We start from the raw sequence: 12,079 nt of genomic DNA, 5'->3' as shown, positions 1-12,079 counted from the left end.
TGCTGGTCATGCGGGTGGTTCTCCTGCTCGTTCGTCCACCCAGGCTAACTGATCACGCCGGGGTGTCTCGCCCAACGATGTCAGGGAGGGGGGCGAGCTGAGGAATTTCCCGATCAGATAGCCGACTTCGTCAGGGGCCTCGATCTGTGGGTAGTGGCCGACCGGGAAGGGGTCGTTGAGTTCCTGCAGGTGTGCGTGAGGGAAGCGCTGACGGATTCTCTGGGCGACGTGGGCACCGCTGATGGGGTCACGGGGTCCCCAGACGAAGAGGGTCGGGGCGCTGAAGTCTTCGAGGGCCGTGACCCATCGTGTTTCGTGGGCGCGCCGTTCGTCGATGTAGCGCAGCAGACGTGGCGCAAGCAAGTGTCCCTGGTGCAGGGCCATGCCATTCCACATCTCGTGCAGGTTCTGGTCGGAAGCGGGACGTGCCATGAGACGGCGCATCGATCTGACGAATGTCTTTTGGTTGATGCCGTGGCTGATCAGGGGGCCGAAGGGGCCGTGCAAGAGACGCTGAATGCGCAGTGGGCGGTGCAGATCGGGGTAAAGGCCGCCGTTGAGCCATACCATGCGGGTGACGCGGTGGGAGTTTCGGGCCAGGAGCTCTTGGGCCACGGTGACGCCGTAGTCGTGAGCGACCATGGCGGTGTCGCCGATGTCGAGGTGATTCCATACGCCTTCGGCCAGGTCGGCCTGCTCCATCACCGAGTAGGTGTGGCGGGGTGGCTTGTCGCTCGCGCCGAACCCGAGCAGGTCGAAGGTCGTGACGCGGAGGCCCAGGTCAGTGAGTCGGGGCAGGATGAGCGACCAGTCGTGCGAGGAGGTGGGGAAGCCGTGTATGAGCGTGACGGGCCGGCCGTCTTCGGGGCCGTCCTGTCGGACGAAGAGGCGGTGTCTGCCTCCATGGCCGCGCACCGTGATCCAGGAACCGCCGGTGAGCCAACGGGCATGGGAGGGCATGTGTGAGGGCATCGGGTTGTCCCGGAGACAGGCGGTGCCGTGGTTCGGCATCGCGGGCACAGAGGAAGTCGTCGTCGCCGTCTGATCGGCTGAGCAGTGTCTGTTCCGATTCCGCGACGCACGGGGCGGTCGAGATCGCGGTAAGAGTCCGGTACCGGGTCACGGCGACGCTGTGCTGCGTCGCGGTGTGGTCGTCCGGGGGCGGGCCTGGGCTGGAGCCGGTGCCTGTATGGGCAGGTCGAGCGCTGCAGCTCGTGATGCGCACGCCCCTGGGCGCCACGTGCCGCGGAGACTGCTGGCGCGCCCAGCCTGCCAGGGCTTGCGCCCTGGACAGAGTTGCGGGATCTGGCATGCGCGCGCTCCGGCGAGAGGTCGGTGGACGCCCCTTCACAAGCCCATGCATGTTGTCATGGGCCACGTGAGCGGTCCTCATGTGACAGGATGCCGCGTTTGCTGTCGCTCGCACGTCATCACCATTCCGGCGTCCACCGCGCGCTGCGAACGGTGCAGCCCACGCCCGCTCCGGCCAGCACCACGACGTTGCCCGGCGGATGGATGCGCTGGATGCGGTACATGCCGAGGCTGGGTGGCAGAGGTAGTTCTTGATGTCCCAGAAGTTCTTGGGCAGGCGAGCCGGGCGTGAAACGGCGGCCCGCCTCCATCACGCCGACGCGGTAGCCCTTTTCGGTGAGCCGAAGGGCGGTGACGGAACCGCCGAAGCCCGATCCCGAGATGATCACGTCGTAGTCGAATCTGGGTCCGTCATGCTCCCGGAGGAGTTCTTCCGTGACGCTTGTCAGTCGAGGCTCGTGGTGGACCCGGACGGCGACCAGTGGGGCGTGTCGATCGGCGAGTAGTACGTGTCCTTCTGGTCCAGGCGCTCCATCCGGCGTTCGGAGTACTCCTTGATCACCTGGGGGTCGAGCGGCGTCTCGAACGCGTTGTTCACGAGGGTGTATTCGGCGGCGAGTCGTCCCACCGGAGCGATGGCACCGAAGTCGATCCGGCCACCCACATAGAGGTCATCCCGGATGTAGAAGCGCACCACGTTGCCCCAGACGGCGTTGTTGAGTCCGTCGGGCGACGAGAAGATGTGCTCGACGGTGCACTCGAACGCGATGGGCGCTCCCTTGATACGGGGCGGGCGAACGGCCTCGGACGGCACCTTCTCCAGCCCGACCGCGTCGAACTCGTCGACGTCGGGCTCGAACTCGAAGCCGCTTCGGTTCAGCCCCTCGATCTGCGGCAGGGTGGCCATGTTGGTGACGAACTCGCCGGTTTCCCGGATGTTGACGAAGCTGTCTTTGAGCGTGGCCCCGTCCGAGCGCGGCTGGAACGACAGTGAGATCCGGGGCGGTTTGCGCCCGACGACCGTGAAGAAGGAGATGGGGGCCAGGTTGCCCACACCTTCGGTGGACAGGGTGCTCACCCAGGCGATGGGGCGAGGGATGACGCTGCCGATGAGCAGCTTGTAGGCGGACTTGGCGTCCAGGTCCGCAGAATCGATGATCATGTGGTGTCCTCTGGTTGGCGGCGAGTGGGGGAGAGGGGGATCAGCGGCCCTTGAAGGGCAGGACGGGCCGGGGGCGGCCCTCCTTGAGGGCCTTGGCGGCGGAGGCCAGGCCGTCCTTGACGTCCTCGGTCTCGAAGAGAGGGACGGCCAGGTCGAACAGCTGCCGGTCGGCGGCGGGGATGCCGCCGGTGGCCCAGGCGCGCAGCAACGCCTTGTGCACGACGTGCGCCCGGGTGGGGCCTTCGGCGATCTTCCGGGCGAAGGCCTCGGCTTCGGCGCGCAGTTCGTCGTCGGGGACGACGCGGTTGATGACCCCGGCCTCGGCCATGACCGTGGCGGGTACCTGCTCGGAGGTCAGTGCCCATTCGAAGGCGCGGGCCCGGCCGGCCCGTTCGGCGACGCGGTGGATGCCGCCGAGGAGGGTGATGATGCCGAGCGACTGCTCGGGATGGCCGAAGCGGGCGCTCTCGGCGGCGAGGATGATGTCGGCCCGCAGCGCGAGTTCGAAGCCGCCGCCGTAGCACAGCCCCTGGACCGCGGCCACGACCGGGATCGGGAGCTGCTCGAACCGGTTGATCACGGACAGAGCGTGGTCGAAGTCGGCCCGCAGGCTCGGGCGGTCGGCGTCGACCCAGGGCCGGAAGTCGCCACCGTAGCTGAAGTCGGGTCCCTCGGCCCGCAGTACGACGGCGCGGGCCTGGCTGCGCGTGAGGGCGTCGACGATCTCGCTGAGCTCCTGGGTGAACTCGGGCGCGAAGCGGTTCTGCGGAGGATTGTCGAGGACGATCGTGGCGACATCGCCATCGATGGAGTGGGTGAGAACGGGCATGACATTTCCTTGGCTTTGGACAGTACGGGCGGGCTCGCGGCCCATCGGGTGAGGCGGTCGCGAAACCGGTTGGAAGCGGATTGCGCGACGGTGGGGGTGCTGTGCGGGGCGAACTGGCCTCCGCCGCCGATGAGTGTCAGCCGGCAGGGTTTCAGGGCCTGTCCGCGGCGCGCCGGCGCGGGCCCGTCAGCGATACCAGGTCAAGAACGCGTCGAGGTGTGCGGCGATCGCGCCGAGCCGCTCCAAGCGCGTGGCTGCTCCGTCGACGACGGCAGTGCGGGCGGTAGGGAGGTGTGATGGCACGACGGGGCCGACACGTTCCACGGTGATGCGGGGGTCATCGGCGGCGCGACAGCGGTGCCGCCACGGTTCTCCCGCTCCGGAGCGCCAAGAGGTTCCTGGGTGCTGTGGAGGCTGACGAGCTCATGAGCGACACCCTTCGTGCGGCTGCGTTGCCGATCCAATAGAAAGGACTGTACGCCGATAGCTCATTTCATTTCAAGGTGGCAGGGGGTGCCGTACCCTGAGGCAGTGGCCACATGGCCACGGTCATGTCGGCAATGACGACGAGTGAAGGGGGACAGGGCCATGGCGTGGTCCGCATCCACGCGGTACGAAGTCGAGCCCGCCCCCCTCGGGCTGGCGCTGGTGCACGACCTGCTCAACACCATCTCCGCCGGCCGCCCCCGGGCAGCAGATCTTCTGGACGACCTCGCCGACGCGCAGGCATGGGCCGACCAGGCGCTGGAGTGCTGGGCCCAGGAGACGGCGCAGGCCGCCGCGCAGGTGCGGCTCACCGAGAACGATCTCGAAGAACTCCGCGGCCTGCGTGCCGAGTTGAGACGGCTTCTCGCCGCACCGGACGGCGACGGCCCAGGCGGCGACGACGCTGACCTGGCGCCCGCCGTTCACGTCGCGGCGGCGGCCTTGCGGATGGACCGCAGCGGGCGGGTCGTCCTGGAGCCGCGCGGACAAGGCTGGCGGTATGTGGCCGCCCTGGTGCTCCTCGAGATGTTCCAGGCCCAGCAGGCGGACACCTGGCGCCGGCTCAAGATCTGCCGCAACGCCCGTTGCACGACGGCCTTCTTCGACCGCTCCCGCAACAACAGCGGCGTGTGGCACTCCACCAAGACCTGCGGCAACCCGGAGAACCTGCGAGCCCACCGGGCGCGTCAGCGCGTGCGGACCGCCGGGTAGGAGGCCAGGGTTTGTGATCTGCCCGTTGTCCCTCTCGCGGTTCCGCTGAGGCGATCCCGCCAGAGCGTCAAGACATCCTGAGTCCTCATACATCACCGTGACCCGCGTGAGGATCAGGGTGATGGACCGCTCGCGGTGGCGGGCTGCAGGACATCGGCGGTGGGGCGTCCGTCGAAGAGAAACGCGGCTGCCGTGCCCGGGCGCGGCAGAACCCACCGAAGGCTCGGCTGCGGTCGGCCGGCGGCCTCGCAGGCTTCGCACGCGCGACAGGGGCGCCCGACGCCAGGCACCCCCGTCTTCAGCGCGCGGGATCAGGCCGAGACACCGTCCCTTTCCAGCAGGTCCTCCAGGTGGGAGGCGAGAAGAGAGACCGCGGCGCGGTTGTCCTGGTCGGACATCTGCTGGAGGTCGCTCAGCGCCGACCCCAGGCGCGAGCCGAGCAGCCATTCGAACAGGGCGGGTGAGCCGGACCACCGGTGCAGCCGCTCCATGCGTGTGCCGAAGAAGGACAGCAGGTCGCGCGAGGAGCTGGGATTGAGCACCGGTGGGGCCAGGCTGTTGCGGGAGTCGTCGTCGAGGTCGAGGCACTCGAGCTTCCCGGCGATGGCGGCACTGGGTGCGAGCAGGCACGGCACCAACGCCTGGAGTGTGATCGCGCTGTCCTCGAAGACGGGTTTCGGCGGTTTCTGCGTGAGACCGTCCGCCGAGCAGTCGATGTACACCGTCCCCGGCGGCGATTGAACACTGCCCTCGTCGAGCCGGACGCCGGCCGAGTCGATGCGGCGTACCCGTCCCAGCCGTACGACGTGCTCGATCTTCCGGAGTTGAGCGAGCTCGGCCGAGCTGACGGTCGCACACCGGAAGGCGCTGGGGCTGACGTACGGGTCACGGCGGATGATGAGGTCCATCTGCTCCAGCGCACTGATCACGTCGTCCACCGAGTTGCATGCGAGCAGCTTCGTCAGCTCACCGAACCGGGACAGCGGTGCCTCCTGGTCCCGGTTGATCATCCATGCGTCACGTGGCGTGATCCAGGTGATGCGGTCAGGATCGACGCCGTGGTGGAGCAGCCACAGGCACGCGTCCAGGCCCGTCTTGCCCGCCCCGATCACGGTGAACCGTTCCGCCCAACCGCCGAGGTTCACGAGCTGGTTGACCGGAACGATCGGCACACCGTCTTCGACGTCGTAGCTCAAGTGCCTCATCGCGGGCACGGTGATGTTCATGTAGGAGGCGTCGACGACACGCTTCCTGACGACGATCTGCGTCGACGTTCCGTGCACGAGGGAGTGCGCCCGGACGGTTGCGGGCCGGCCCGGCTCGACGTCGTCGACGTTGTGCATCGGCAGGTAGGTGACGCGGCCCGACCCCAGCAGGGTCTCGCGCATGACGCGGTCGTAGTAGTCGAGGATCTCGTGGCCCGACGCGAGGTTCCTTCCGAGGGAGTCGCTCGGCATCGCACGGGAGTGGACGCCGTAGACATTCGACGGGCCATGCAGCCTGACGAAGGGGTACGACATCGTCCAGTGACCGCCCGGAGCGTGGTTGCGGTCCACTATGGCCATCGTGTGGGTGCTCTCCTTGACGAGAACGTCCGCGAAGGCCATTCCTGTGGCACCGGCGCCGATGATCAAGTAGTCGACCGTGATCGTTGTGGGGGGCATTGAACCTTCCAAATGTGTTCGGTACTCCGACCGGGCGGACCCCGGTGCGGAAGCCGGCCGTCGCACGACGGCGGTGGGAGACAAGCGCGAGGGCGGGCAGGCGGACGCGGGGCTCGCGACGACCTTGACGCGCCCTTGCCTGTGGGGTGGACGCCTGCGGGGCCGCAAGCACGCTGGGCGTCGTCGATCAGCGTGGCGAGGTGCGAGGGAACTCGGTGCAGCGCTTGAGGTGAAAAGAGCCGGACCCGACCTCACGTGGCACGACGACGAGCTCTTCGGCGCATGCCGCGATGGCGATCGGGGCGGTGCCGGGCCCACCCGGGTGGGTCATGACGCGGCGGCGCACCTCAGACCGCGGACCGGCTGGCGAGCCCGCCGGGCGCACGGCCGACGGTCAGCGCTGTGGTCATGCGCAGCGGTGCGTATCCGCCTTCCCCGGACCGCAGGTCAGCCGAGTGCCGCAGGTGTGTTGCACTCGACGGGGCCGGGGTTCCATGGGGGCGCGGGCCGGGGGATCGAGCCGAGGATCATTCGGGTCTGGCCAGAACAATCCCGCCCGGCTGTCGCCGAACACCAGCGGCCGCGGAAGGGGATGGTCTCCGCGGGCGGGCAGGAAGGGCAACCTGAATGCACTCCACGGTCCTCCAGTCGGACTTCTCGGCGAGTTCCCGCAGCTTCCCCGCCGGCTGGTCCAGGCCCGGGCCGGACACCGGACTGCGGCGCAGGGACATCCGAGAACCGTCCAGCTCCCGCTGCGGCATCTCGATGACGTACGGACGCCCACCACTCACCACACCGCTGCGCTGACCGCCATGACTTCGGTCCCTCACAGGCACATACATGTCATCAGGCACGTCATGCAGAGTACGCCCAGAGTGGCAGAGACTGTCAAGGAGGTCAGGAGATGACATATATGACGCGTGCTGTAACATCGGAGCGTGGACGAGAGGCAGATCACCCTGCGCGAGCGGAAGCGGCAAGCGGTGCAGCAGGAAGTGAAGACGGTCGCAGTCGACCTCTTCCTCGCGAACGGGTACGAATCCACCACCGTGGACCAGATCGCTATGGCGGCTGGCCTGTCACCGCGCAGCTTCTTCCGTTACTTTGCGAACAAGGAAGCCGTAGTGACCTACGTGCTCGACGAAACCGGCACCGACATCGCCGACGCGCTGGCGGCGCGCCCCGCCGAGGAAGAACCCTGGTACGCGTTGCGCCGCGCATTCGACGAAGTGATCGAGAAGTGGACGAGGAACCAGTCGCTGCCGATGATCCGCCTGATCCACGACACTCCGGTGCTGTACGCGAAGCACCTGCACCAAGAGGTCCAATGGAACGAGGCCATCGCCCAGTCGCTCGTCCCACGACTCACGAAAACGCCGCCCGGCGAGGAGCGTCGGCTGCGCGCGGGAGCACTCGCCGCCGCCGGCGTAGCCTGCTTCGCGTATGCCCGTCTGGAGTGGGTCGCCTGCGATGGCAAGCGCTCCGTGGCGGAGCTCCTCGACCTCGCCATGGATGCCGTTTCTCCGCTGTCCAGGCCGTAGCACCTCCGGCGGCCACCCGGCCTGGCTCACCGCAACCGCACGGCTCGCGGCACGGCGAGGTCGAACAGGTGCTGGTCGGCGGTTGCGATGCCGCCGGCGGCCCGGGCGCAGCAACGCGTTGTGCACGGCGTGCGCCCGGCGGGGCCTACAGCGATCTTCCGGGCTGAGGGCTCGACTTGGGTCTGCAAGGCCCCGTCCGGGGTCACGCGGTCGACTCGATGGTCTCCGCCTCGGCCATGGCGAAGGCAGTGACCTGTTCCCGACTGCCCGGCCCGGACGTGCGGGCCCGCGACGAGCGGTCCAGGTGATGGCTGGCGGTGCGACGCGTGCGTCGGTCAGGCCGAGACGTCACGTCCGTGCGGCCGGTCGGTGCGTACGGCGGCATCGAGGACGTCGGTGGGGGCGGTGTCGAGGAACAGTTCGGCGCTGCGGAACACCGTGAAGGCGCCGACCTCGTCGACGGTGCCTTACGAGATGTGGATGCCGCCGTCGCGACAAGGCCCCGTTCGTGTCCAGTCCAGCGGGAGTCGTCCGACGGTCGGATGCCCACTGAAACAACTGTGATCTATTTGCTCATCTCAAGAGCTACTTGAGCAACATAATCAAAAGACTTACGCTCATTGCATCCAGTGCAGATCCTCGAGCGCGGGGCAGCCGCTCTTTCGGCTGGAGCAGAACACGCAACCCACTACTCGGTCCGGGCCTGCAGGACCGCGCCGCCGCCAGGGCGGCTTGGAGGTCGAACGCATGACACAGGTGACCCAGCGACCGCCGTTTGTCGAGGGCTCCTCGACCGGCACGTCCCACGCGGCCGATCGTGTCCGTCATCGGACGGTTCAGGCCGGCAGGCTGGAGGTTCCGATCCTCGAGGCCGGCAGCGGGCCACTCGTTCTGTGCCTCCACGGGTTTCCCGACCACGCCGCCAGCTGGGCAGGACTTCTCGACCGCCTCGCACAGGAAGGGTATTGGGCGGTAGCACCCGCACAGCGCGGATACTGGCCCGGTGGCGCGGCACCCGACGGCTCCTATCGCGCGTCCGCGACCGGCCAGGACGTCCTCACCCTGATCGAAGCGCTCGGGCGCGAGCAGGCGGATCTCATCGGTCACGACCTCGGTGCCCGGGCGGCGTACGCGGCAGCCAGCCTCGACGCGACGCGTGTCCGCAAGCTTGTCGGCATGGCGGTTCCCTACGGCCCTCAACTGCGGACCGCATGGGTCGTCGACGGCGACCAGCAGCGACGCAGCTGGTACATGTTCTTCTTCCAGACGGCCATGGCGGAGGCGGCCGTCGAGTTCGACGACTTCGCCTTCATCGACCGGCTCTGGCGGGAATGGTCGCCCGGCTACGAGCTGCCGGACGCGGAGCGGGCCGCGCTCAAGGAGACCCTCCGTGCGCCAGGAGTCCTGACCGAGACCCTGGGCTATTACCGCCAGTTGTTCACGCCTCCCGCCGACGAGGGGACCCAGGCCGCGGAAGCCCGGGCGAGCGGTGCCATCACCGTCCCGTCCCTCTACCTCCACGGGGCCGACGACAACTGCATGTCCGTGGAGTTGAGCGACGGCATGGAAGCCGTGTTCACGAGCGGCTTCGAACGCGTCGTGGTGCCCGGCGGAGGGCACTTCCTGCACCTCGAGCAGCCCAAGACCGTCGCCGACCGCATCCTGGGCTTCCTGAACAGCTGACCCCCGCCTCCGGCCGGTCAGAGGGCACTGTCTCGTCCTCTTCCTCGTGCCCGTGCTGCTCTGCGAGGCCACATGAATGGGAGCTTTGAGCGCAGCCGTCAGTCGTGGGCAGCGACAAGGTCCTTTGCCCCGCCCGACGCCCGACGCCCGACGCCCGACGCTCCGAGGTGCGCGGCGCAGTCGGACACCAATCTCGGTGGCCCCGGGCCGTCTTCCGGGTCACGGTCCGCCGGTGGCGGCGTCGCTGCGCGAAAGGCGGCCCGGTGAACTTGCCCTTCTCGGGCGCGTTCGGGGGCCGCCTTCGCTCAGGTGTGCCCTTTGTGCCCGACGGCGCGCAGGAGGAAGGGCAGGAGGCGGTCGGCGGTCTCCGCCGCGGTTGCCGCGTCCACCTCGTCCGGCGGCAGCGGGGTGAGGAAGAACCTGCTGACCATGGGACCGAGGACCAGGTCGCCGAGCAGGTCGGCATGCTCCACCGGCGGGATCTCGCCCCGCTCCGCCGCACGCTTCGTGATCTCCTCCATGCGTCGGCGCATGGGCAGCACGAACGTGTTCGTGAGGGCCTCGGCCAGCGGGGTGTTGTGCCGGGCCTCCCCGATCAATGTCTGCAACACCCCTCCTTCCTGCCCGGTCAGGGAAGCCGCCTTGTCCCGGAGCAGGGCGCGGAGGTCGCCTTCGAGTGTGCCGGTGTCGGTGTGCGTCGTGAGTTCCTGGGCGTAGGCGGCGGCAGCGTCGACGACCATGACCTCCTTGGACGGCCAGCGGCGGTAGAGAGTGGCGGTGGACACTCCGGCGCGGGACGCGACGGCGGCGGTGGTGAGCGCGCGGTAGCCGCTCTCGGTCAGGACGGCCATGGTCGCCTCCAGCAGCGCACGGTCGCGGGAGGCATCGCGGGGGCGCCCCCGGCGTGCCGGCGCCCCGGTCATCGGGCGGCTCCCGAAGGGATCCGGCGGGAGGTAAGGGCGTCGGAGCGCACTGGTCGGTCGGGCTGCCGTACGGAACGTTGAGTAAGGGTGGGATGGGTCACACGACTAAGTGTACAGGAAAACGAAACGAAAGGCTTTCGTTTCGTATATGCTTCTGGGTATGACCACCAACGCACCCACCGGCGGCCAGCCGGACATCGCCGTTACCGTGACCCCTGCGGCGGAGACCGTCGCGCGACTGCGGGCCACGTTCAACACCGGCCGCACCAAGCCCGTCGCCTGGCGGAAGCAGCAGCTGCAGGCGTTGAGGCGTCTGCTGACGGAGCGTGAGGACGTGTTCGTCCAGGCGCTGCAGACCGACCTCGGCAAGAGCGCGACCGAGTCGCGCATGATGGAGATCGGCTTCCTGGTCAGGGAGATCGACCACACCCTGAGTCATCTCGACCGGTGGCTGCGTCCGAAGAGAGCCTCCGTGCCCCTGTCGCTCATGCCGTCCCGGGCCTGGACCGTGCGTGAGCCGCTGGGTGTCGTGCTGGTCATCGCGCCCTGGAACTACCCGGTCAATCTGGCGCTCGCGCCGGTCATCGGTGCCCTGGCCGCAGGCAACGCCGTCGTCCTCAAGCCCAGCGAGGTCGCCCCCTCGACCTCGGCCGTGCTCGCCCACTGGCTGCCCCGGGTCCTGGACCCGCAGGCCGTGGCTGTCGTCGAGGGCGGCGTGCCGGAGACGACCGCCCTGCTGGAACAGCGCTTCGACCACATCTTCTACACCGGTAACGGCGCGGTCGGGCGCGTCGTGATGACCGCCGCGGCCCGTCATCTCACCCCGGTCACCCTGGAGCTGGGCGGCAAGAGCCCCGCCGTCGTCGAACCCGGCACCGACCTCGCGACGGCCGCCCGCCGCATCGCCCTGGGCAAGTTCATGAACGCGGGCCAGACCTGCGTCGCACCCGACTACGTGCTGGCGATAGGTGAGGCGGGCGCCGAGATAGAGGCGCACCTGACGCAGGCGGTCCGCGAGATGTACGGCACCGATCCGGCTCGCAGCAACGACTACGGCCGTATCGTCAACGAGCGCCACTTCGACCGGCTGGCCGGCCTGCTGAACGACGGCCGGACCGTCGTGGGCGGCGACCACGAGCGCGACGCCCGCTACATCGCCCCGACCGTGCTGGCCGACGTCGACCCCGACTCCCCGGTGATGCGCGACGAGATCTTCGGCCCCATCCTGCCCGTCGTACGCGTCCCCGACCTGGACGCTGCCATCGCCTTCATCACCGGAAGGGACAAGCCGCTGGCCCTGTACGCCTTCACCGCGTCCAAGCGCTCCAAGCGGCGCCTGACCGCGGAGACGTCCTCCGGTGGCCTGGCCTTCGGCCTCTCGCTCCTCCAGCTCGGCGCGCTCGCCCTGCCCTTCGGCGGCGTCGGTGAGAGCGGCATGGGCCACTACCACGGCTCGTACTCCCTGGACACCTTCAGCCACATCAAGTCCGTCCTCGACAAGCCGCTCAAGCCGGACACGCTGGGCGTGGCCACCCCGCCCTACACCCGCGGCAAGGACCGCATCCTGCGACGCATCACGTGAGCCGGATCGGCGACGAGCAAGAGCGCGCTGTCGACGGGGCCATCGCCCCGCACCCAGGGCTGACGACCTCACACGTCACGACCATCGCCGAGGCGGGCCTTCGGGCCCGTCCTGGCACCAGATGACGGTCGCCGACCGTCGCAAGGATTGAAAGGAGAAGGGGAACAGGTAACCCGCAAGGGCGCCG

Annotated in this window: 10 protein-coding genes and 1 pseudogene; 5 read left to right on the top strand and 6 right to left on the bottom strand. The window is 68.6% G+C overall.

Annotation, left to right across the window (positions count from 1 at the left end; translation table 11 throughout):
* Positions 1–6: 6 nt before the first annotated feature.
* From ABZ656_RS35105 to ABZ656_RS35090, 4 genes and pseudogenes are all read right to left on the bottom strand, one after another.
* Positions 7–960 carry an alpha/beta hydrolase gene (locus ABZ656_RS35105; protein WP_360273425.1) on the bottom strand — a complete coding sequence of 318 codons (954 nt, stop codon included), beginning with the start codon at positions 958–960 and terminating at the stop codon, positions 7–9.
* A gap of 509 nt (positions 961–1,469) precedes the next feature.
* A pseudogene (locus ABZ656_RS35100) lies at positions 1,470–1,760 on the bottom strand (cholesterol oxidase); the annotation flags it as partial.
* A complete protein-coding gene (locus ABZ656_RS35095; RefSeq protein ID WP_101407289.1) occupies positions 1,757–2,473 on the bottom strand; it encodes a flavin reductase family protein in 717 nt (238 codons plus the stop codon). The gene ABZ656_RS35095 and the pseudogene ABZ656_RS35100, both read right to left, overlap by 4 nt.
* 40 nt (positions 2,474–2,513) lie before the next feature.
* Positions 2,514–3,302 (bottom strand): enoyl-CoA hydratase/isomerase family protein, encoded by a 789-nt coding sequence (locus ABZ656_RS35090; protein WP_101407288.1) that lies wholly within the window; start codon positions 3,300–3,302, stop codon positions 2,514–2,516.
* Between the two features lie 588 nt (positions 3,303–3,890).
* Here ABZ656_RS35090 and ABZ656_RS35085 point away from each other — a divergent pair.
* A complete protein-coding gene (locus ABZ656_RS35085; RefSeq protein WP_101407287.1) occupies positions 3,891–4,499 on the top strand; it encodes a CGNR zinc finger domain-containing protein in 609 nt (202 codons plus the stop codon).
* A 311-nt stretch (positions 4,500–4,810) separates the two neighbouring features.
* On the opposite strand, the gene ABZ656_RS35080 is transcribed toward ABZ656_RS35085, so the two are convergent.
* Positions 4,811–6,163 (bottom strand): FAD-dependent oxidoreductase, encoded by a 1,353-nt coding sequence (locus ABZ656_RS35080; protein WP_101407286.1) that lies wholly within the window; start codon positions 6,161–6,163, stop codon positions 4,811–4,813.
* Between the two features lie 627 nt (positions 6,164–6,790).
* Here ABZ656_RS35080 and ABZ656_RS35075 point away from each other — a divergent pair.
* The 3 genes from ABZ656_RS35075 to ABZ656_RS35065 all read left to right on the top strand — a co-directional run bounded on the left by ABZ656_RS35075 (position 6,791) and on the right by ABZ656_RS35065 (position 9,387).
* Positions 6,791–6,970 (top strand): hypothetical protein, encoded by a 180-nt coding sequence (locus ABZ656_RS35075; RefSeq protein ID WP_360273415.1) that lies wholly within the window; start codon positions 6,791–6,793, stop codon positions 6,968–6,970.
* A 131-nt stretch (positions 6,971–7,101) separates the two neighbouring features.
* Positions 7,102–7,704, top strand: a complete 603-nt coding sequence (locus tag ABZ656_RS35070; RefSeq protein ID WP_101407284.1) for a TetR/AcrR family transcriptional regulator — start codon at positions 7,102–7,104, stop codon at positions 7,702–7,704.
* A 747-nt stretch (positions 7,705–8,451) separates the two neighbouring features.
* Positions 8,452–9,387: an alpha/beta hydrolase gene (locus tag ABZ656_RS35065; RefSeq protein WP_360273412.1), complete on the top strand. Its 936-nt coding sequence runs from the start codon at positions 8,452–8,454 to the stop codon at positions 9,385–9,387.
* 305 nt (positions 9,388–9,692) lie between these two features.
* Here ABZ656_RS35065 and ABZ656_RS35060 read toward each other — a convergent pair whose 3' ends face one another.
* Entirely contained in the window at positions 9,693–10,310 is a 618-nt protein-coding gene (locus ABZ656_RS35060) for a TetR/AcrR family transcriptional regulator (RefSeq protein ID WP_099940017.1), read from the bottom strand.
* Between the two features lie 160 nt (positions 10,311–10,470).
* Between ABZ656_RS35060 and ABZ656_RS35055 the strand changes: the two genes are divergently transcribed.
* A complete protein-coding gene (locus ABZ656_RS35055) occupies positions 10,471–11,892 on the top strand; it encodes an aldehyde dehydrogenase family protein (RefSeq protein ID WP_360273408.1) in 1,422 nt (473 codons plus the stop codon).
* The last annotated feature ends 187 nt before the right edge of the window (positions 11,893–12,079 follow it).

The organism is Streptomyces sp. NPDC007095 (assembly GCF_040634475.1).
Taxonomy (GTDB): Bacteria; Actinomycetota; Actinomycetes; order Streptomycetales; family Streptomycetaceae; genus Streptomyces.
The sequence above is the reverse complement of the archived record's forward strand: the minus strand, read 5'-3'. Positions and strand labels throughout refer to the sequence as shown.

Bases quoted from the DNA above. Each gene is read 5' to 3' on its own strand.
- ABZ656_RS35105 (WP_360273425.1), bottom strand. From the start codon at position 960: ATGCCCTCCCATGCCCGTTGGCTCACCGGCGGTTCCTGGATCACGGTG.
- ABZ656_RS35095 (WP_101407289.1), bottom strand. From the start codon at position 2,473: ATGATCATCGATTCTGCGGACCTGGACGCCAAGTCCGCCTACAAGCTG.
- ABZ656_RS35090 (WP_101407288.1), bottom strand. From the start codon at position 3,302: ATGCCCGTTCTCACCCACTCCATCGATGGCGATGTCGCCACGATCGTC.
- ABZ656_RS35085 (WP_101407287.1), top strand. From the start codon at position 3,891: ATGGCGTGGTCCGCATCCACGCGGTACGAAGTCGAGCCCGCCCCCCTC.
- ABZ656_RS35080 (WP_101407286.1), bottom strand. From the start codon at position 6,163: ATGCCCCCCACAACGATCACGGTCGACTACTTGATCATCGGCGCCGGT.
- ABZ656_RS35075 (WP_360273415.1), top strand. From the start codon at position 6,791: ATGCACTCCACGGTCCTCCAGTCGGACTTCTCGGCGAGTTCCCGCAGC.
- ABZ656_RS35065 (WP_360273412.1), top strand. From the start codon at position 8,452: ATGACACAGGTGACCCAGCGACCGCCGTTTGTCGAGGGCTCCTCGACC.
- ABZ656_RS35060 (WP_099940017.1), bottom strand. From the start codon at position 10,310: ATGACCGGGGCGCCGGCACGCCGGGGGCGCCCCCGCGATGCCTCCCGC.
- ABZ656_RS35055 (WP_360273408.1), top strand. From the start codon at position 10,471: ATGACCACCAACGCACCCACCGGCGGCCAGCCGGACATCGCCGTTACC.